The organism is Oceanisphaera sp. (genome assembly GCF_052084945.1).
Lineage (GTDB): Bacteria > Pseudomonadota > Gammaproteobacteria > Enterobacterales > Aeromonadaceae > Oceanimonas.
Genome location: NZ_JBQDEX010000039.1, coordinates 1 through 20,675, shown reverse-complemented (window position 1 = coordinate 20,675; position 20,675 = coordinate 1). Strand labels below are relative to the sequence as shown.

Below are 20,675 nucleotides of genomic sequence, written 5' to 3'. Positions count from 1 at the left end.
CAGAAGGGCGCTTAGGCGCCCTTTTTTTGTTTAAGGGGCAAGACTTTTTGCCACGGAATACACGGAAGAACACGGAAAGTAGTGATTAGATCTGAAAGGTATACCAAAACACATTAAAGCCGCCTAATATCGCGCTGTACGACTATCAAGATAGCCGTGGCGGCATAGATCAGTTAGTTTTTCAGATGGATATCAAGCGGCCTCAGCGTGATTAAAAGGAGAGGTATCGCACAAAGCGTTATTTTGTTAGTGATAAATAACAGAATAAGATTGAATTGTTGCTAGTTTGTAAATATTGTATAGGTATTCAAGCCATCCGGGAGAGAGCACAAGAGAATGTCGTAAGATACTCGTATTGTGCCGCCGAAGGAGCAACGACCCCGTAAACTCTCAGGCAAAAGGACCGGTGGCTGTAGGCATATCCGAAGAGTAGTCTGTGCACTTTAGACTCGCCGAAGGAGCAAGCCGCTTTACACAGGTGTAAGGTTGGTGAATCTCTCAGGCACCCAGACGGATGGGGCGGTCAGGCAAATATTGTTGCGCTGTTATTACATGCAACCGCCTGCAAAAATAAGAGTGCTTTGCTATGTCTAAAATGCAAACAATTGCTGTATTAGGTGCTGGTATTACCGGTGTGACCACTGCTGCTAAATTAGCTGAGCAGGGATTTGACGTGACTGTGATTGATCGCCAACGTTATGCCGCCATGGAAACCAGTTTTGCCAATGGGGGACAGCTGTCTGCCTCTAACGCTGAAGTATGGAATACTTGGGCGACGGTACTAAAAGGCATTAAATGGATGCTGCAAGCTGATGCGCCACTGCTGGTTAACCCCAAGCCCAGCTGGCATAAGCTAAGCTGGATGCTCGAGTTTATGAGCAACATTCCTCATTACGAACGTAATACCATTGAAACCACTCGTCTTGCTATTGCTGCCCGTCAACACTTGATTGACTTAGGGCAGAAGTGGGGGGTGCAGTTTGATTATTCTGAATGCGGTATTATGCATATCTATTCAGATCAGAAAGAGCTTGAACATGCGCGTAACGTTACTAAGTTACTAGCAAAAGGGGGCTTAGAGCGTTCTGAGTTGACAGCGGATGATATCAAGCAAAAAGAGCCGACTTTGCACGGTAATTATATTGGTGGCTTTTGGACGCCGAGTGATAGTACCGGTGATATTCATAGCTTTACCTTTGGTTTAGCTGAAGCGATTCGTAAGGCTGGCGTTAAGTTTATGATGGAAACTGAGTTGACCGATGTCAGTATTGAAGGCTCAGGCGTGCGGGTGACAGACGATAAAGCACAATCTCACTATTTTGATGGTGTGGTGGTGTGTGCTGGTGTAGGTAGCCGTGCCTTGGCGAAAAAACTAGGGGACAGGGTCAATATCTATCCCGTTAAAGGCTACTCTATTACAGTGAACTTACGTGATGAATTAAGCCGCAACAGTGCGCCACAGGTGTCTTTGTTGGATGAAGAAGTGAAGATTGTGACCAGTCGTTTAGGGCCGGATCGTTTTCGTATTGCGGGTACGGCTGAATATAATGGTGATAACCGTAATATTCGTCAAGACCGTATCGATCCGCTGATCAAATGGTGTAATCGGCATTTTCCTGACGTGTCTACCGAGAGCGTGGTGCCCTGGGCTGGCCTAAGACCCATGATGCCCGATATGTTGCCTAAAGTGGGGCGTGGTCGCCATCCCCAAGTGTTTTACAACACAGGTCATGGTCACTTAGGCTGGACGTTAAGTGGGATTACTGCCGATACGGTGGCCGGTGTGGTGGCTGCAGAACGTGATAAACAAGGTGGCCACGCCAGTATCGTTACCAGCTAACAGACGGTATTAACGTCACCAACTCGCTAAAAACATGCCCATTAGTCACACTGATGGGCATGTTTGTTTATTGCACTAAGACACTATGAGATATACAGCTAATACCAATCTAAGTAAGTATATGGTCAGTTTGTATTAAGTAAAAAACTAAGGACTATTTTTGCCACGGAATCCACGGAATCCACGGAATCCACGGAAAAAGGCAAGAGCGAAAAGTGATAACGAATCAAAGACGGCTAATGGTAAGGGCTCCCCTACTAATAGTTGGGTGTTTGGCTCTTACCCTGTAAAGTCTTTTTCAGATCTTATCTCTATTTTTCCGTGTTCTTCCGTGGGTTCCGTGGCGAAAAATTTTGATCAGTTAGTTTTACAGATTGGTATAACCCGCTGCAATTGAGCTGATATTGCTATTTAGATTGGTATTAAAGATTTTCATAGCGATTCATATCTAACAGACCTGCTTCTAGCGGTGTGGTTTCTTTCATATAACTGTGCATGTCGTGAAAGTAAAACCAGAAGTCAGGATGTGTTCGTCTAATACCGTATTGTTCAGCGATAGCGTGTAGTCCTTCAGGATCTCTTAAGCTGGTTAGGGCACTGATAAAATCGGCCAGCTCGGCTTGTTTTACGTTAAAGATAAAGTTGGGGTAGCTGCTGATCACACCGGGTAAAATGCTCAAGGTGTCGTTATCTGGCCGCAGGCGCAAATCTTCCCCCGTCATAAAGGCGACGTTGCTGTGATCACGATTATGCAGCAGGCTAAAGACTTGGCGATCAGCCTTATGTTCGCCTTCAATACGCAATAAGGTGACTTCTGGTAGCCATTTAATAACGGGTAATAAGCGCGCGCTAAAGCCTGTGAGCCGCCTTAGCTGATCGTCAATGCGAGCTTGTTGACTTTCTAGTGGCTCATTATTGCTCGGGTTACAGTCAATTTGTTGACAGCGGTTAAGCAAGTCCGGTGGTCCTGCCACTGCACTTAGCTTATCTAATACCTGTTGGCTAAAATCGACTAATGGACGCTGAGCGTCAGTTGTTATACGGCTGGGGGTCGACTCATCAACATCAGCATAACTGGTAAATAATTTAATGCGCCCACTGTTATCGTACCACTGATGTAGTAAGGGATTACGTTGCTCAGGGGGTAAGAAGCGTAATAAATTAGCTTCGGCACCGTTACGAATAAGATCAAAGTACAGCCGAGTTTGTGCTTGATGAGAGACGCTGCCATACACATCAAAATTAGCGACAAGTGAGTAATAAGAGCGCTCTAGTAATGGATAATCCATCACCCACATGGTGGTGGGGGTATCGCCTTGCCAGCCCTTAACTACACTGGCACTGTCGTGGTGGCGAAACACTGTGAGCAAGGCTTGGTCATTATACTGGTCACCATTCCATAAGTGGCTAAGGCTGGGACCTTGTGGGTATTGCTTGGCATAAGTTAGGTTTCGCTGATGCAAATAACTATTGCGATCTGCTTTGTAAGAGGCCCAGTCAGCGCCTAGGCTAAGTAAGTTAGTGTCTATACCGGGCAAGCCTAGCCAAGGTCTAACCTGAGTTTGGTGACTGGCATCGGTAACAAAAATATCATGCTCTGGCGCTTGGAAGGCGACCCAGAATTGATCTCGAATGACATCAGTCGCTATTTGACCACGACACACAGGGCCTCGAATAAAAGAGCGCACAAAATATTCAGCGTTATCGAGTAAAAATTGATAGCGTGCAGCTACCGGAATGGCGTTGTAAGTAAAAAATGGATTAGTGGCATAGTCTTTGTTATAGCGCGGCATTTTTTTAATGCGCCAGTCGGTGCTAAAAAACAACGAATTAAGACGCTGCATTTTTTTATTGCTTAAGGGATAAGTAATATGGGTTTTATGAATGCGGCTTTCTAGTTGTGGTCGCAAACGATAATAAACAGGGCCGTGAGGATGATCTGTTGGGCGCGTAGTTGCAATAATATCTATGGGTTCGCCAGGGGGCGTATAAGAGCGTACTAATTCAAAGAAAATGTCCTGCTCACTGTCATCTTGATCACTAAAATACAGTTGCGCCAAAAACCAATGCTCATATAAATAGCGTGCTACCAGCTGATAGCGATGACTTCTTCGGTTTAGCCAATCTTCCCATTGTTTAACCATGGCTGTTTGTGCCAGTGATAAGGTGACCACCTGCTCTGGGACTGGGGCTCCTTGTGTCATCCAGCGGCTTACGGTTAAGTATTCTTCATCGGTTAATCCTGTTACCGCAAACGGCATCCCTACTTGTGGGTGCTTGTTAGCAAACTGGTCAAATTCACTTGGCTGGCTGCATTGGTTAGTGCGGTTAATTGAGGTATCTAACTCTTGTGGTAGGCGTTGATTATTGCCCCAGTTTGATTGTTTCCCTAGTGCTAGGCTGCGCAACATAACAGCTGCTTGGTTATTTTTACTGTCTAGCACACTAAAAAAGTTGCGTTCACGCCAAGCAGGTTCGCTATGGGCATCAATATATAAGCGAGAAGGTGGCGCATCTTTAGCTCGGGCACCATTGTAAACAACGTCTTTGCTGGCACCGCGCAGTACACCTTCGTTACTGGAAAGTTTAAGCTGACAGGGAGCGTCGTAACAGGCATGACAGGCAACACATTTTTTTTCAAAAATAGGCTTAATATCTTTCTGATAATCAACGGGTGGGTTGATTGAGCTCGCCGCTGCCATATCGCTATGCAGGCCGGCTTGTGCGGTAGCGAAAGAAAAGGCGGTGCTAAAAGCGAGCACTAGCAGTAGCCAAGATCGAGAAGTCATTAATAAGCCTTATAGTCGTGTTGGGTGTTAGTATGTATGAGACTACTATATATGAGACATACGTATTTTAGATAGAAAGAAAGGATAGCATGATGTACAAAGTAATGGGATTGTTGCTGGTACTTTCAGCATTGCAACCACTCTCGACTGCGGCCAATACTATTCACCATACCAAGCCGTCAGTTGAATTAAATGTAAACTCGGGGTTAGAGCCGGTGTGTTTTTATGCGGATCAGCGTTATTCAAAAGGCTCAGTGATTGAGATGGGTAAGCAGTTGTTTATTTGTGAACGAGAGAAGTCGTTTGAACAAAATGGTCGCTTAAGTTGGTTACCTTTCCCCATTGCATCTTCTGATAATCCTAGGCATAACTAAACAGTGCCTTAAGTTAGTCATGCGCTATGTTGGGTATTAAGGATAATAAAAGGAGCGAATTATGGATTTAATACGCATTATTATTGCGATATTGTTGCCGCCATTGGGGGTGTTTTTACAAGTCGGATTCGGTAAGCACTTTTGGATTAATATTATACTGACCTTACTTGGCTACATTCCTGGCATAGTACATGCCGTATGGGTTATCGCTAAAAAATAAATATAGGGTATGCTGTTTAACGGAGCAAGGTAACGCAGCGCTTAGCTTGGCTATTCGCTGCGTAGCAAACCGTCTTTAGGCGTGTTGTTTGACTTGTACCGTATCAATATCTAATTCCACTTCGCCTTTGGGGTAGCAGCAACAAGGCAGTACTTCGCCTTGGCCGACAAAAGCTAGGGGGGGAGTGAAATAACGAACTTCCCCTGAAATGAGCGTGGTACGGCAAGAGCCACAGTAGCCACCACGACATTGGTACTCTACATCGTGGCCGGTGCGCTCAAGACCATCGAGCAGGGTTTCCCCGGCTTTTAGTTCAAAGCTTACCGCTTGGGTGCACACTTTGCTCACAGCTCAAAGTCACCTAAGTCGTCTTGATCCATTTGTGAATCAATTTGGCCAATCAGGTAGGAGCTAATTTCCACTTCTTGTGGCGCAACCTGTACATTATCTGACGATAACCAAGCGTTGATCCACGGAATAGGGTTTTGTTTTGCACTGTCAAAAGCGGGAGTTAAACCAACCGCTTGCATGCGCAAGTTTGTAATGTACTCCACATATTGGCATAAAATATCTTTGTTTAAGCCAATCATAGAGCCATCTTTAAACAGATACTCAGCCCATTCTTTTTCTTGAATAGCGGCGTCACGGAAGATGTCAAAGCATTGCTGCTCACATTCTTTGGCAATTTGCGCCATTTCAGGATCATCTTCACCGGCGCGCAAAATATTAATCATGTGCTGGGTGCCGGTTAAGTGCAAGGCTTCGTCACGGGCAATGAGTTTAATAATTTTGGCGTTGCCTTCCATCAGCTCACGTTCGGCAAAGGCAAACGAGCAGGCAAAGCTGACATAAAAGCGAATGGCTTCTAATACGTTGACACTCATTAAGCATAAATAGAGCTTTTTCTTTAGCTCGTAGCGGCTAATCTCTAGCGGCTTGCCTTTATGCTCAAGCGGGCCTTCACCGTGCAAGTGATAAAGGCTGGTGTAGCGGATCAGCTCGTCATAGTAGTGGGCAATATCACCAGCACGCTTAAGAATTTCTTCATTGGCCACAATGTCGTCAAACACCACGCCGGGATCATGCACAATATTACGAATAATATGCGTATAAGAGCGCGAGTGAATGGTTTCAGAAAATGCCCAGGTTTCTACCCAGGTTTCTAGTTCAGGAATAGACACCAACGGCAGTAACGCCACGTTAGGGCTGCGCCCCTGAATTGAATCTAGCAGGGTTTGATATTTTAAATTACTGATAAAAATATGCTTTTCGTGATCCGGCAGCGCTTGATAATCAATGCGGTCTTGGGATACATCCACTTCTTCTGGACGCCAGAAAAAAGACAGCTGTTTTTCAATCAGCTTTTCAAATACATCGTATTTTTGTTGATCATAGCGTGCCACGTTCACGTGATTCCCCAAAAACATGGGCTCTTGCATATGATCGTTTTGAATTTGACTAAAAGTTGTATAAGACATAGTGCAATCTCACTTCACATGGCGAGAGAAGCTCTCGCCATCAATATTAAATTTTGCAGGCGCCACCGGCACAATCATCTTCTTGCATGTCGTTTTGGGCGTCAGCTGCACCATCGCGAGTATTGTGGTAATACAGCGTTTTAAGGCCAAATTTGTAGGCCGTGAGCAAGTCTTTTAATAGCTGCTTCATGGGTACTCGGCCTGCGTCAAATCGGCTTGGGTCGTAACTGGTGTTTGCAGAAATGGCTTGGTCAACAAATTTTTGCATCACACCCACTAAGTGCAAATAGCCATCGTTAGAAGGCATTTGCCATAACAGTTCATATTGATCTTTAAGCTCAACATAATCCGGCACCACTTGTTTTAAGATACCGTCTTTAGAGGCTTTCACCGACACTAATCCCCGTGGTGGCTCAATACCATTGGTAGCGTTAGAGATTTGGCTCGAGGTTTCTGATGGCATTAGTGCCGTTAGAGTACTGTTACGTAGCCCTTGGGTTTTAATTTGCTCACGCAAGCTTTCCCAGTCTAGGTGTAGCGGCTCTTGGCAGATAACATCTAGGTCTTTCTTATAGGTATCTATCGGCAAAATGCCTTGGGCATAAGTTGTTTCGCCAAAAGAAGGGCAGGGGCCAAACTCTTCAGCAAGCTGTGTAGAGGCTTTCAATAAGTAATATTGAATGGCTTCAAAGGTTTTATGGGTTAAGCCCAGTGCGCTGCCATCGGAGTACTTCACACCATGCTTCGCTAAGTAATAGGCGTAGTTAATGACGCCTATACCTAAGGTGCGCCGATTCATTGAGCCATTTTGTGCGGCTAATAATGGATAGTCTTGATAATCAAGCAAGGCATCAAGGGCGCGCACCGCTAAGTCTGCTAGACCTTCGAGTTCACTTAAGTCGTTAATAGCACCTAGATTAAAGGCTGAGAGCGTACAGAGCGCAATCTCTCCCTCGGCGTCATTCACATCCGTCAATGGCTTAGTTGGTAAGGCAATTTCTAAGCACAAGTTACTTTGGCGAATGGGAGCCACGCTTGAGTCAAACGGGCTGTGAGTATTACAGTGATCCACATGTTGAATATAGATACGGCCCGTACCCGCACGCTCTTGCATCATTAATGAAAACAGCTCTAACGCTTTAATGGTGCGTTTGCGAATGCTGGGGTCTTGCTCATATTGTAAGTAAAGTGCTTCAAATTTAGCCTGATCTTCAAAGAAGGCATCATAAAGCCCAGGCACATCTGAGGGCGAGAACAAGGTAATATCGCCGCCTTTAATGAGACGCTGATACATTAAGCGGTTAATTTGCACGCCATAGTCCATGTGGCGCACACGGTTTTCTTCTACCCCGCGGTTATTTTTTAATACCAGCAAAGACTCAACTTCTAAATGCCACATAGGGTAGAACAAGGTGGCCGCTCCACCGCGTACCCCGCCTTGCGAGCAGCACTTGACCGCGGTTTGAAAGTGTTTATAAAACGGAATACAGCCAGTATGAAAGGCTTCACCACTGCGAATAGGGCTACCCAGCGCACGAATACGGCCCGCATTAATACCAATACCTGCACGCTGTGAAACATAACGTACAATGGCGCTTGAGGTGGCATTAATAGAGTCTAGGCTGTCACCGCACTCGATAAGTACGCAAGAGCTAAATTGACGGGTAGGAGTACGTACGCCGGCCATAATGGGCGTTGGTAGTGATACTTTAAACAGAGAAATAGCATCATAAAAGCGCGTAATATAGCTAATACGTGTGTCTGCAGGGTACTTAGAGAATAAGCAAGCTGCCACTAACATATACAAAAACTGTGGGCTTTCGTAAATATCGCCATTAATGCGGTTTTGTACTAAATACTTACCTTCTAGCTGCTTAACGGCGGCATAAGAGAAGTTAAGGTCGCGGTCATGATCAATATAGTCATTTAGAATATTGAGTTCATCGCGGCTGTAATCGGCCAAAATATGTTGGTCATACTTGCCAAGCTCCGTAAGGCGCGCTACATGATCGTAGAGGTGCGGAGGAGTAAAACGGCCATAGGCTTTTTTACGTAAATGAAATACTGCTAAGCGTGCTGACAAGTATTGGTAATCTGGGGTCTCTTCTGAGATCAGATCCGCGGCGGCTTTAATAATGGTTTCATGGATATCTTCGGTGCGAATACCTTCATAAAATTGGATATGCGAACGTAGCTCAACTTGAGACACAGACACATTATCTAACCCTTCTGCTGCCCAATCGAGTACGCGATGGATTTTATCAAGATCAAGGTGTTCTTTAACACCAGAGCGCTTGGTGACCAGCAGATTTTTATTCATGAAACAGCCCTTTTAGTCGTAAATGTTATTGTGCTATAGGAGGCGCACGTGCTAATGCGATTTACCATATAGTGTGTTGAGTTAGTAAACATAACACAATATATAGTTATTGCCGTCGTTATGCGTGCACAATATAGAACCTAGAGGAAAATATCTCAAGGGGGGGAGACACTGCAATGATGCCCTGATGAAGTAAAAGATTTGCGCTTGCTAGCGGCGACGCCTTTCAGCGTCTGGCGTTGGCGATTGATTGCTGTTTTTCTGCGCAGTAAGAAAGATTTAAAAAATATTTGGCTTGCAAAAATGTTGAATTAACGATCTTGTTGGATCTTTCAGCGCTTGGCTGTAAGCGTGTCTTTTTACGCCTCACATTACGGCAAAACGACTATGGGTGTGTTCTGATCCAAGCAACCTTTAGGTGCCATGCAAATCATGCTGCATGGCCTGAGCTTGCTCGCCGTGACGAACGGTATCGGCCTAACGAACATCCAGTGAATGTTCGCAGTAGGCTGATATGGTGAGTATCATTAGCCCCGCAGCGTGTCGGTGAAGAAGATCCCTTTGTTCGGCCGTTATGCAGGCCGAACTGACTAAGTCACGCCTCTCATTTTTATTTATAGTACAAGCAAAAGATGTGATGAAGTGACAGGACCTGAGCTGTGAGCACTATTTGAGATAACTGCGTGTTAGGTTAATGTGGTGGGGTGGGGTTTAACTGCATACACCATGTAATTAACGTCGGCATCAGGGCTTAGCTTAAATTGACCACTTAAAGGTTGATACACAGTGCCGCTAATGTCTTTAACTACTAACCCAGCCGCTTCTATATGCTGGCATAGCTCAGCAGGAGTGATAAATTTTTTATGATCATGCGTGCCTTTTGGCACCATATTAAACACATATTCAGCACCAATAATCATCATTAACCAAGCTTTAGGGTTGCGATTAATGGTAGAAAACACCAAAGTAGCGCCCGGTTTGGCTAACTCGGCACAGGCTTGTACCACAGAGGCTGGATTAGGCACATGCTCGAGCATTTCCATGCAGGTCACTACCTCAAACTGCGCGGGTTGTTCAGCCGCTAATTGTTCAGCAGTGCCTTGGCGATAATTAATACTCACCCCCGCTTCTAATGCATGCAAGCGAGCCACTGTCAGGGGTTCTTGTCCCATATCTAGCCCGGTGACGTCTGCGCCGTCTCGCGCCATACTTTCACTTAAAATTCCCCCACCGCAGCCAATATCTATGGTTTTTTTACCAAATAAGCCGCCGGCTTTATCGCTGATCCAGCCCAAGCGCACGGGGTTAAGTGTATGCAGGGGCTTAAAGTCGCCGTTTAAGTCCCACCAGCGTGAGGCCATGGCGGCAAATTTTTCGATTTCCTGTGGGTCTACGTTCATGAACTGCGCCTTTATGACAAGTTAAATGACAAGAGAGAGCGACTATTATAGCCAAGCAGGCTTTCACTACCAGCATCAGTGCTCTTTGCGTGTATTTGTATGCTAGAATGGTGCGTTTTTTATTGCGATATCAACAATAAACTGGGGACAAGACTAGCTATGACCGATCTGGCCCGAGAAATCATGCCGATAAACATCGAAGATGAGCTGAAAAGTTCCTACTTAGATTACGCGATGAGCGTAATAGTAGGGCGCGCACTACCCGATGTACGAGATGGTTTGAAGCCAGTGCACCGCCGCGTGCTGTTTGCCATGAACGAGTTGGGCAACGACTGGAACAAGCCTTATAAGAAATCGGCCCGTGTGGTGGGTGACGTAATAGGTAAATATCACCCCCACGGTGATAGTGCCGTGTATGACACCATTGTACGTATGGCGCAGGAGTTTTCGATGCGTTATACCTTGGTTGATGGCCAAGGTAACTTTGGTTCTGTCGACGGTGACTCAGCCGCCGCCATGCGTTATACCGAAATTCGTATGGATAAAATATCCCACGAATTATTGGCCGATCTAGATAAAGAAACCGTTGACTGGGTGCCCAACTACGACGGCACTGAAATGATACCAGCGGTAATGCCCACTAAAGTGCCTAACCTATTGGTGAATGGCTCGTCAGGCATTGCAGTGGGGATGGCGACTAATATACCGCCTCATAACCTCAACGAAGTCATTGACGGTTGCTTGGCGATTATTGACGATGAAGAGGTCAGTATCGATCAGTTGATTGAGCTGATCCCAGGCCCCGACTTCCCTACGGGCGGTATTATCAACGGGAAATCTGGCATTGTTGATGCCTACCGCACTGGGCGTGGCAAAATTTATGTGCGTGCATTAGCAGAAGTCCAAGTAGACGAAAAAACCGGTCGCGAAACCATCATAGTGTCTGAGTTGCCGTATCAGGTAAACAAAGCACGCTTAATTGAAAAAATTGCTGAGCTGGTTAAAGAAAAACGCATTGAAGGGATCACGGCACTGCGTGATGAGTCTGATAAAGACGGCATGCGCATCGTAATTGAAGTGCGCCGGGGGGAAGTGGGTGAGGTTATTTTGAATAACCTGTATTCACAAACTCAGATGCAGAATGTGTTCGGCATTAATATGGTGGCATTGGATAACAATCAGCCACGCATTTTTAATTTAAAAGACATGTTGAAGTGCTTTATTCAGCATCGCCGTGAAGTAGTAACACGCCGCACTATTTTTGAACTGCGCAAAGCCCGTGATCGTGCCCATATTTTGGAAGGCTTGGCCATTGCCTTGGCTAACATCGACCCGATTATTGAGTTGATCCGTGCGTCATCAACCGCAGCCGAAGCCAAAGTGGGCTTAATAAGCCAAGGTTGGCAGCTGGGCAATGTGGCCAGTATGCTAGAGCAGGCAGGTGATGATGCCGCACGCCCTGAATGGTTAGAGCCCGAGTTTGGTATTCGTGACGGTCTATATCACTTAACCGAACAGCAAGCCCAAGCCATTCTTGATTTGCGCCTGCACCGCTTAACCGGTCTTGAGCACGAAAAGATTTTGGAAGAGTATAAAGGCCTGCTTACTTTAATTGCCGAGTTGCTTTATATTCTTAATAGCCCAGAGCGCTTGATGGAAGTGATCACTGAAGAATTAGAGTTAATTAAAACGCAGTATGGCGATGCTCGTCGTACCGACATCACCAACTCTAGCTCTGAGATCAATATTGAAGACTTGATTAACCGTGAAGACGTAGTGGTTACGCTCTCTCATGAAGGGTATGTGAAGTATCAGCCGGTAACAGACTATGAAGCGCAACGTCGTGGTGGCCGTGGTAAATCGGCCACCAAGATGAAAGAAGAAGATTTTGTAGAGCGCTTATTAGTGGCCAATACACACGACACTATTTTGTGCTTCTCTACTGCAGGTAAAGTGTACTGGCTTAAGGTGTATCAATTACCCGAAGCCAGCCGTGCTGCCCGCGGTCGACCCATTGTTAACTTGTTGCCATTAGATGCAGATGAGCGCATTACCGCTATTTTGCCGGTGCAAGAATACTGTGACGATAAGTATGTATTTTTTGCCACCGCCGATGGTACGGTGAAAAAGACCAGCTTATCTGCTTTTGCTCGCCCATTAGCCTCGGGTATTCGTGCCATTAACTTACGCGAAGGCGATGAGTTAATCGGGGTGGATATTACCGATGGCAGCAATGAGATCATGTTGTTCTCGGATGCGGGTAAAGTGGTGCGCTTTGCGGAGGGCAGTGGTCATGTTGATGCTGAAGCCAGTGACGCAGAAGCCATGGTTGACGTGGTGGACGGTGAAGAGGCTGAGGTTGTAGAAGCTGGCGAAAGTAAACCGTTTAAAGGGGTGCGCCCTATGGGTCGTACCGCCGCAGGGGTACGTGGTATTCGCTTAGGGGCTAATGACAAAGTGGTATCATTAATTGTACCGCGAGGTGAAGGTCCTATCTTAACTGTGACTGAAAATGGTTATGGTAAGCGCACTAGCTTAGCTGAGTACCCAACCCGTAGCCGTGGCACCATGGGCGTGGTGTCCATTAAAGTGGGCGAGCGTAACGGGGCGGTAGTAGGGGCCACGCAAGTGGATGATGGCCACGAAATTATGCTGATTACTAATGGCGGCATTTTAGTACGTACTCGCGTATTAGAAGTAAGCCTCATTGGCCGTAATACCGCAGGGGTTCGTTTAATTCGTACTGGAGAAGATGAGCTGGTTGTTGGGTTACAACGTATTGAAGAGCCTGATGAAGACGTATTATTAGATAGCGAGCATTTATTGGATAGTGAAGGTCGTGAGCTTGATAATCAAGCCCCAGACACTCCCGATGATCTGGGCGATGAGGGTGAAGAACCCTCACCAGAAGCGCCAGATCAAGAACAATAAATTGTTAACATAATAAGGGGCCTTGGTGGCCCCTTTCGTTTATCTAGTAGGTAACAGACAAAACTGCTTTAACTTAACCGCATTGCGGTGTAAAACCATGCTATTAAGTCGATATGAGTGATAAAAAAAGGCTTGTAGCGTCCATATTGAGGTTACGTTAAATGTGGTGTGTTGATTTATTATTTAGCAAATAGGGTAGCGCAAGGAAATGGAAAACACGGTTTATAACTTCAGTGCAGGGCCGGCTATGCTGCCGGTTGAAGTCATGCAGCAAGCACAGGCTGAATTTTGTAACTTTAATAACTTAGGTGTGTCTGTGATGGAGTTGAGTCATCGCAGTCAAGACTTTATTAGCGTTGCCACTCAAGCAGAGCAAGACTTGCGCGACTTAATGCAGATCCCAGACAACTATAAAGTGTTGTTTTTACAAGGTGGCGGTCGTGGGCAGTTTGCGGCATTAGCCCTTAACCTGATGGGTAAAAATGCTAAGGCTGATTACATTGTGACCGGGCAATGGTCTAAATCTGCCATTGCTGAAGCAGAGAAAGTGGGTCAAGTACGAGTACTCGACGGCTTTGTGAAAGCAGAGCATGATCAAGGACCACGCGCCTTGGCCACCGAATGGGATTTAGACCCCACTGCGGCCTTTGTACATTACTGCATTAATGAAACCGTAGACGGCATCGAGTATCCCTTTATACCTGAAACGGGTGATGTGCCATTGGTGGCAGACATGTCTTCCACTATTTTATCGCGCCCTGTGGATGTGACGAAATTTGGACTGATTTATGCCGGTGCTCAAAAAAACATTGGCCCGTCTGGCTTAGCTGTAGTGATCGTGCGTGAAGACCTATTAGATCAAGCCTTCCCAAATACCCCAGCCATTATGGACTATGCCGCGTTAGCCAAAGCCGATTCTATGCTGAACACGCCACCCACTTATGCGTGGTACTTAGCCGGCTTGGTGTTTAAGTGGTTAAAGCGCCAGGGGGGCGTAACAGCGATGGGCGAGCGCAATAAGGCCAAAGCCGACTTGCTGTATAACTATGTTGATGCCAGTGACTTTTATAGCAACTCGGTACATCCCCAAGCCCGCTCTTGGATGAATATTCCATTTCAGTTAAAAGACGACAGCCTAAACGAGGCGTTTTTAACTCAAGCTAAGGCGGCTGGGTTAGTAGCACTAAAAGGCCATCGCCTTGTTGGCGGCATGCGTGCCAGTGTTTACAACGCCATGCCGATTGAGGGGGTACAAGCGCTAGTGGATTTTATGGATAAATTCGCCAAACAACAGGCTTAATACACAGCTTTAAGCCGTAAGCTGTTAATTAAAAAAACTATTTTTGCCACGGAATACACGGAAACCACGGAAAATGAAGATGATATAGAGCGAAAAGTGCTTAAGATTTTTTAGATTTGCGCTCTATCTTTTTGTGGGGTTGGCGTTTCGTTGCGAGATAGCTTTAAGGTCTGGGGCAGGTGTCCTTTTCACACTTACCACTTTACCCCTGACCTTGTTTCAAAATATTTAAAGGAGCTGTTGTGAGTATTGATTATTTAGCCCTAGCCAATACAGGAGTAGAGACGCTGCACCCTTATCAACCAGGTAAACCGGTGGAGGAGTTAGAGCGAGAGTTGGGTATTAGCCACAGTGTTAAACTGGCATCGAATGAAAATCCCATGGGATTAAGCCCCAAAGCTAAGGCTGCCATTGAACGTGCCTTACCTGAGCTGGCGCGCTATCCCGATGCCAACGGCTTTGCCTTAAAGACAGCTCTGGCCAGTAAGTTGGGAGTAGACACTCAGCAACTGATATTGGGTAATGGCTCAAATGAGCTGATTGATTTAGTGTTTCACACCTTTGTGGGCGCCAAGCAGCAGGTGGTATTTTCACAATACACCTTTATAGTGTATGCCATGGCAACCCAAGCCCATGGTGCACAGGCGGTGGTGGTGCCGGCAAAAGACTTAGGTCATGACCTAGATGCCATGGCGGCTGCTATTACTGAGCAGACCAAGCTGGTGTGTATTACTAACCCGAATAACCCCACCGGCACTTTTTTAAGTAAAGCTGCGTTGGCGGCGTTTTTAACCAAGGTGCCCAGTCATGTGTTGGTGATTTTAGATGAAGCCTACACCGAGTATGTGTCTGAGGAAGAACGTCACCCCTCTATTGAGTGGTTGGCACAATACCCTAACTTGATTGTATCGCGTACTTTTTCAAAAGCTTATGGTTTGGCCGGCTTGCGAGTGGGCTATATGGTGGCGGATCCGGAGTTGATTGGGGTCTTAAATCGAGTGCGTGAGCCCTTTAATTGCAATAGCCTAGCTTTGGCCGCTGCCGAAGCTGCGCTAGGGGATGAGGCCTATTTATCAGAAGCGGTGGCGCTCAATCGACGCGAAATGGCACGTTATGAGGCTTTCTTTGAGAGTCAGAACTTGCGCTATGTGCCCTCGCGCGGCAACTTTATTACCCTCGACTTGCAAGGTGATGCCATGCCTGTGTATGAGGCGTTATTGCGTGAAGGTGTGATAGTACGCCCGATAGCCGGATATGGGTTGCCTCACTGCTTGCGTATTAGTATTGGCCTTGAGCATGAGAACCAACGCTGTCTTGAAGCGCTCACCAAGGTGCTTGCTTAAGCGGTGTGATTAAGGCGCCTTGCCTAGGCGTCTTAGCCTTGCTACCGTTGCTAGCGTGTTTGCCTGCTATGCTCACGCCTGATCTGTGACGATTAATAAGCAGCTGTTACGTTGATATTGCCCTGTTTTGTTTAGCCTTACTCTAGGAATGTTATGGAAAGCCTTACTCTGTCTCCTATTGCCCATGTTGCGGGCACGGTAAATTTACCCGGCTCTAAGTCGCTCTCTAACCGTGCTTTGTTGTTGGCCGCACAGGCTCAGGGAGTGACGCGCCTAACCAATCTGTTAGATAGTGATGATATTCGCTATATGTTGGATGCGTTAAAAACCCTGGGCGTGCAATATGAATTATCTGACGATAAAACCGAATGTGTGGTTCACGGCCTAGGACGTGCTTTTAGTGCCAGCGAGCCCATATCTTTGTTTTTAGGCAATGCCGGTACGGCCATGCGCCCTTTATGTGCAGCTCTTGCACTGGGAACGGGTGAGTTTACGCTGACAGGTGAGCCACGGATGTGGGAGCGTCCCATTGGGCACTTAGTAGATGCGCTGCGTGAGGCTGGAGCTGATATTAGCTATCTTAAAAATGATGGTTATCCGCCGGTATTTATTAATGGTAAAGGCTTGTGGGGCGGTGATGTGCACATTGATGGCTCTGTTTCTAGCCAGTTTTTAACCGCATTACTGATGGCCGCACCTATGGCCTCGGGTGATATTCGGGTGCACATTAAAGGCGAGTTAGTGTCTAAGCCTTATATTGATATTACTTTGCATACCATGAGTCAGTTTGGCATAGAGTTAGAGCACGATAACTACCAAACGTTTTATCTTAAAGGTAACCAACACTATGTATCGCCGGGTGAGTTTTTAGTTGAAGGGGATGCGTCTTCTGCCTCTTACTTTTTAGCCGCTGGCGCCATTAAAGGCAAAGTAAGAGTCACCGGCATTGGTCGTAACAGTGTACAAGGCGACATTCGTTTTGCCGATGTGCTGCAAGCCATGGGCGCAAAAATTACCTGGGGTGATGATTTTATTGAAGCCGAACATGTGGGCCCACTACAAGCGGTTGACCTAGATATGAATCATATTCCCGATGCGGCTATGACGATTGCTACTGCTGCCTTGTTTGCCACCGGTACCACACGGCTACGTAATATCTATAACTGGCGAGTAAAAGAAACCGATCGCTTATATGCGATGGCCACCGAGTTGAAAAAGCTGGGTGTGGAGGTGGAAGAAGGGGAGGATTACTTAGTGGTGACGCCAGCGACGCAGCTACAAGAGGCGGAGATTGCCACTTATAACGATCATCGTATCGCAATGTGCTTTTCACTGGTGGCACTCAGTGACACGCCTGTGGTGATTTTAGATCCCAAATGCACCTCTAAAACCTTCCCTGACTACTTTGAGAAGTTGGCCAGCATTAGCGGGTAATCTAATAGCGCCAAGCGCTCAGTTAAAAGAAAGTACTTTTCTTTGTTTGCCTTGGCGCTGGGTTTGTTTAATGGTGTTTCATTTTCTCTAGGGTGTCGCGGGCTTTAATGTCGGCGGCATCAAGCTCTGCTAGTACTTTTTCTATGTCTTCTTGCTGTTGGCGTAAGCTGGCACGTTTTTCTTCTATCATGGCCACCATAGAATATAACTGTGGGCGGGTACGATGCTCGGCATCATAGAGTTCGAAGAGTTCACGCATTTCTGCCAAACTAAAGCCGAGGCGTTTCCCTCTAATAGTGAGAGCTAATCTAAATTTATCTTTATGACTGTACAGGCGTGTATTTCCCTTACGTTTAGGAGTGAGCAGCCCCAATTCTTCGTAATGGCGCAAGGTGCGAGGAGTGATCTCAAATTCATGAGCCAATTCAGAAATACGATAGGCCACTTCTTTATTGGACATGACAAAAACTCCTCACCATTAGCATTAAGATAAAGCTCATCACTTTACACTCATAAATGAAAGCTGTGAAGCGAGGTTTTGCTTTATTATACCAATCTACCCCGAGCGTAGGGTCGAATTTATTCGGCCTATCAGGTAGTTTTTTCGATTGATATGAGCCGTGTCTGTTCGTGTTTATTATCATCATAAAGGAGCGAGAGTGTGTTTATTTTTAAGGTACTGGGAGCCCAAGGTGGCCAAGCTGAAATTCGTATACAGGCACTCGACTGGGGAGAGAGTGGGGCGGCGACCTTTATGTGTGATCAGGACTCGCTGGCGGTAGCATTATTGACAGGGTGTCGTTCGGGGCAAGGTTTTTTTGAACTTTTATCCGGCACTAAACCAATGTATGTTGAACAATGGCTAGAATATCTGCAAGAGGCTGGCACTCTGATTGAGGTTGACGTTAATATTTATAGCCCGCTAAACGAGGGCTATGGTGAGCTTTGTGGTTTAGAGTCGGAACAGATTAATCAATTACTGAATTTAGTGTATCAGATTGGTGGTTTTAATCGTCTACAAATTATGCGCTATTTAAAGCACAGAAAAAATCCGGCTATCATGTCAACGCGTTACAATCCCGAAGAGTTACAACGCTATCGATATCTGGGTGAATTAATCAATCAATTGATCCGGCTTAAACATTAAATCTTAAAGTTGTTGATATCACAGGGTTTAGCAATCAAGTAACCTTGCACCCCATCAATATGCATCGATTCAAGCAAATCTTTTTGTTGTTCTGTTTCTACGCCTTCAGCAATAACAAAGCAGCCTAAACGCTGGGCTAAATCAACAATCATACGAATAAACTGTAGCGTGGTGCTGTCTTCTTGAATTTGTCTAACCAGCAAGCCATCCAGCTTAACGTAATCGGGCTTTATTTCTTTTAGCAAACGAAATGAACCATAGCCATGGCCAAAGCGGCTTACCGCAAAGCGAGCTCCAGAGCGGCGAATCATCTCAAGTAAGCGTTTACCGGCAACCAGTTGATGCTGTAATACTTGCTCGTCGAGTTCAAATACCAATTTGGCACTAATATCGCGATCACGCATTAGTATGCGCTCTAACCAAATTAAAAATGAGTTTTGCTGTAAGCTGGCAGGCGTCAGATTAATGGCCCAGCGCTGTTGAGACAACACATGGTGCTGTACCTGTTGCAAAATCATTTCGATAATTTTCTGTTCAAATAGCATCGACATATTTAAACGCTGAAGCATGGCAAACACGGTGCCGGCTTGATAAGTACCACCTTCTTCGTTGGGAAACCGAGTGAAAATTTCGTTATATCCCAGCATTTCCTGTTTATATACTTTAACTGGTTGTACTTGCAGCAAAATTCGCTGTTCGGTAAGCATACTTTGTAGGCGTTGGCGCCACTGGCTTTCACCAAGATTTTCACTATCACCTTGTTTTAATACCATGCTCCAGCTGTTGGGCTCTCCCCCTTGGGCTTGAGCGAGCGCTAAGTCTGCCCGAATAAGCCCCTGCTCAGCAGCTTGACCTGACAATAGCTGAGTAAAGCCAATGTAAGCGGCACAACTAAGGTGGTGCACATGCTGGTAGTGGTGTAATTCTTGCGTTAACAAGGTGCCCAATTGCTTGGAGATTGGCTCGCATTGTCCTTTCATTAACACGGCAATATCGGTACCACTCACGCGATAGGCTGTGGCCCCTAGCTCAGATTGAATGGTTTTACGTACTAGTTTGACGATATCTTGTAAGTATTGATCGCCCGCCTGAAAACCGTGCTCAGTATTAATTTCTTGCAAGGCACTGGCACGCACCATCATTAAAGTGGTGGTGGCCAGTTGATTTTCATCATCCAAAATAAGGTTAAGATCTCGGCGAAAGGCAAAGCGGTTGCCTAAGTCGGTTAAACTGTCTTGGTGGCTTTGGTACTGGGCTTTTTCAAGTTGTAGCTGTAGGTTGTCTAATTGGCCATGGTAATGACGGTAAAGCTCGACTATGCCTTGTTCTATGGGGTGTTTGCTATTGGGTTGCGCTTGTTCAGGAGCGTGCAGTAATGTGTGAAAGTAGTGATCTTGACTGCGCTGCGTCTTGCGCCAACGCCAATATAAAAACGTAAAAATAAGTAATGTCAGTAGCACTAAAGGTAGTGAGACCTGTGCCCACTGGCGAGTTGCGGTTGTGATATCAAGTCGATAAAAAATGGGCGTGTTATCAAGGGTATATTGATGATTAGCGGCGGCCTGGCCAAACCACCATGCCTGACTTTGAGTCTCTATGGGGCGCCCGCTAGACAGCTCAGCAATATTGAACAGTGGCAAAGACGAAGAAGGGGCTTCAATAATCTGCGCAAGGTGATGATTAATATTGGTGACTTGTTGTTCCAGTGAGTTATAGCTGGCCCACCAGGGCAGTAACATGCTGAGTAAAAGAGTCATAGATCCTAACAACAGCAACGTCTGACCAAAGGGACGAGTTTCCCGCATAGCCACAATCCTTGTTAAACGAGGTATTTAAAAGATAGCACGCGACTGAAAGGGTTCAGACGAGTTACACAGTGGGGTATTTATAGCTGGAATTGTTCGATAAGACAAGAAATTGGCTCCCCTTACTGGACTTGAACCAGTGACATACGGATTAACAGTCCGGCGTTCTACCAACTGAACTAAAGGGGAACAACTTAAAACGGTGACTGAGCGTTAACAGGTGTAACATTCAGGTATTAAATATGGCTCCCCTTGCTGGACTTGAACCAGCGACATACGGATTAACAGTCCGGC

General features: G+C 46.1%; 15 protein-coding genes, 1 tRNA gene and 1 riboswitch. Of the genes, 8 read left to right on the top strand and 8 right to left on the bottom strand.

Features of this window, described 5'->3' with window-relative positions; genetic code table 11:
• Positions 1 to 307: 307 nt before the first annotated feature.
• A riboswitch (glycine riboswitch) is annotated at positions 308 to 416 on the top strand.
• 170 nt (positions 417 to 586) lie between these two features.
• Positions 587 to 1,840 carry a D-amino acid dehydrogenase gene (locus tag ACTHY5_RS05480; RefSeq protein ID WP_441877517.1) on the top strand — a complete coding sequence of 418 codons (1,254 nt, stop codon included), beginning with the start codon at positions 587 to 589 and terminating at the stop codon, positions 1,838 to 1,840.
• A 422-nt stretch (positions 1,841 to 2,262) separates the two neighbouring features.
• Here ACTHY5_RS05480 and ACTHY5_RS05475 read toward each other — a convergent pair whose 3' ends face one another.
• Positions 2,263 to 4,629, bottom strand: a complete 2,367-nt coding sequence (locus ACTHY5_RS05475) for a fatty acid cis/trans isomerase (protein ID WP_441877514.1) — start codon at positions 4,627 to 4,629, stop codon at positions 2,263 to 2,265.
• Positions 4,630 to 4,718: 89 nt separating this feature from the next.
• Here ACTHY5_RS05475 and ACTHY5_RS05470 point away from each other — a divergent pair, with 89 nt between their 5' ends.
• Both ACTHY5_RS05470 and ACTHY5_RS05465 read left to right on the top strand, forming a co-directional pair.
• A complete protein-coding gene (locus ACTHY5_RS05470) occupies positions 4,719 to 5,003 on the top strand; it encodes a DUF1496 domain-containing protein (protein ID WP_441877511.1) in 285 nt (94 codons plus the stop codon).
• 61 nt (positions 5,004 to 5,064) lie between these two features.
• On the top strand, positions 5,065 to 5,223 hold the full coding sequence (locus tag ACTHY5_RS05465; RefSeq protein ID WP_441877508.1) for a YqaE/Pmp3 family membrane protein: 159 nt from the start codon (positions 5,065 to 5,067) through the stop codon (positions 5,221 to 5,223).
• A 75-nt stretch (positions 5,224 to 5,298) separates the two neighbouring features.
• Here ACTHY5_RS05465 and yfaE read toward each other — a convergent pair whose 3' ends face one another.
• The 4 genes from yfaE to ubiG all read right to left on the bottom strand — a co-directional run bounded on the left by yfaE (position 5,299) and on the right by ubiG (position 10,421).
• Complete coding sequence (gene yfaE / locus ACTHY5_RS05460; protein WP_441877505.1) at positions 5,299 to 5,571, bottom strand: class I ribonucleotide reductase maintenance protein YfaE; 273 nt, start codon at positions 5,569 to 5,571, stop codon at positions 5,299 to 5,301.
• A complete protein-coding gene (gene nrdB, locus ACTHY5_RS05455; protein ID WP_441877502.1) occupies positions 5,568 to 6,701 on the bottom strand; it encodes a class Ia ribonucleoside-diphosphate reductase subunit beta in 1,134 nt (377 codons plus the stop codon). The genes yfaE and nrdB overlap by 4 nt, the downstream gene beginning before the upstream one ends.
• A gap of 46 nt (positions 6,702 to 6,747) precedes the next feature.
• A complete protein-coding gene (gene nrdA / locus ACTHY5_RS05450) occupies positions 6,748 to 9,021 on the bottom strand; it encodes a class 1a ribonucleoside-diphosphate reductase subunit alpha (RefSeq protein WP_441877499.1) in 2,274 nt (757 codons plus the stop codon).
• 686 nt (positions 9,022 to 9,707) lie between these two features.
• A complete protein-coding gene (ubiG, locus tag ACTHY5_RS05445) occupies positions 9,708 to 10,421 on the bottom strand; it encodes a bifunctional 2-polyprenyl-6-hydroxyphenol methylase/3-demethylubiquinol 3-O-methyltransferase UbiG (protein WP_441877496.1) in 714 nt (237 codons plus the stop codon).
• A gap of 159 nt (positions 10,422 to 10,580) precedes the next feature.
• Between ubiG and gyrA the strand changes: the two genes are divergently transcribed.
• The 4 genes from gyrA (at position 10,581) to aroA (ending at position 17,429) form a co-directional block, all read left to right on the top strand.
• Positions 10,581 to 13,352 carry a DNA topoisomerase (ATP-hydrolyzing) subunit A gene (gene gyrA / locus ACTHY5_RS05440; protein WP_441877493.1) on the top strand — a complete coding sequence of 924 codons (2,772 nt, stop codon included), beginning with the start codon at positions 10,581 to 10,583 and terminating at the stop codon, positions 13,350 to 13,352.
• Positions 13,353 to 13,560: 208 nt separating this feature from the next.
• Positions 13,561 to 14,652 carry a 3-phosphoserine/phosphohydroxythreonine transaminase gene (serC, locus tag ACTHY5_RS05435; protein ID WP_441877490.1) on the top strand — a complete coding sequence of 364 codons (1,092 nt, stop codon included), beginning with the start codon at positions 13,561 to 13,563 and terminating at the stop codon, positions 14,650 to 14,652.
• Between the two features lie 242 nt (positions 14,653 to 14,894).
• Positions 14,895 to 15,995 carry a histidinol-phosphate transaminase gene (gene hisC / locus ACTHY5_RS05430; protein WP_441877487.1) on the top strand — a complete coding sequence of 367 codons (1,101 nt, stop codon included), beginning with the start codon at positions 14,895 to 14,897 and terminating at the stop codon, positions 15,993 to 15,995.
• A gap of 153 nt (positions 15,996 to 16,148) precedes the next feature.
• The gene (gene aroA, locus ACTHY5_RS05425) at positions 16,149 to 17,429 is read left to right on the top strand and encodes a 3-phosphoshikimate 1-carboxyvinyltransferase (protein ID WP_441877484.1); all 1,281 of its coding nucleotides are present in this window, start codon (positions 16,149 to 16,151) and stop codon (positions 17,427 to 17,429) included.
• 67 nt (positions 17,430 to 17,496) lie between these two features.
• On the opposite strand, the gene ACTHY5_RS05420 is transcribed toward aroA, so the two are convergent.
• Positions 17,497 to 17,889 (bottom strand): MerR family transcriptional regulator, encoded by a 393-nt coding sequence (locus ACTHY5_RS05420; protein ID WP_441877481.1) that lies wholly within the window; start codon positions 17,887 to 17,889, stop codon positions 17,497 to 17,499.
• Positions 17,890 to 18,090: 201 nt separating this feature from the next.
• On the opposite strand from ACTHY5_RS05420, the gene ACTHY5_RS05415 reads away from it, so the two are divergent.
• On the top strand, positions 18,091 to 18,576 hold the full coding sequence (locus ACTHY5_RS05415) for a hypothetical protein (RefSeq protein WP_441877478.1): 486 nt from the start codon (positions 18,091 to 18,093) through the stop codon (positions 18,574 to 18,576).
• Here the strand turns inward: ACTHY5_RS05415 and ACTHY5_RS05410 are convergent.
• Positions 18,573 to 20,381, bottom strand: a complete 1,809-nt coding sequence (locus ACTHY5_RS05410; protein ID WP_441877475.1) for an EAL domain-containing protein — start codon at positions 20,379 to 20,381, stop codon at positions 18,573 to 18,575. The two genes, ACTHY5_RS05415 and ACTHY5_RS05410, sit on opposite strands and share 4 nt — an antisense overlap.
• 113 nt (positions 20,382 to 20,494) lie before the next feature.
• Positions 20,495 to 20,570, bottom strand: a tRNA-Asn gene (locus ACTHY5_RS05405).
• Positions 20,571 to 20,675: the final 105 nt, after the last annotated feature.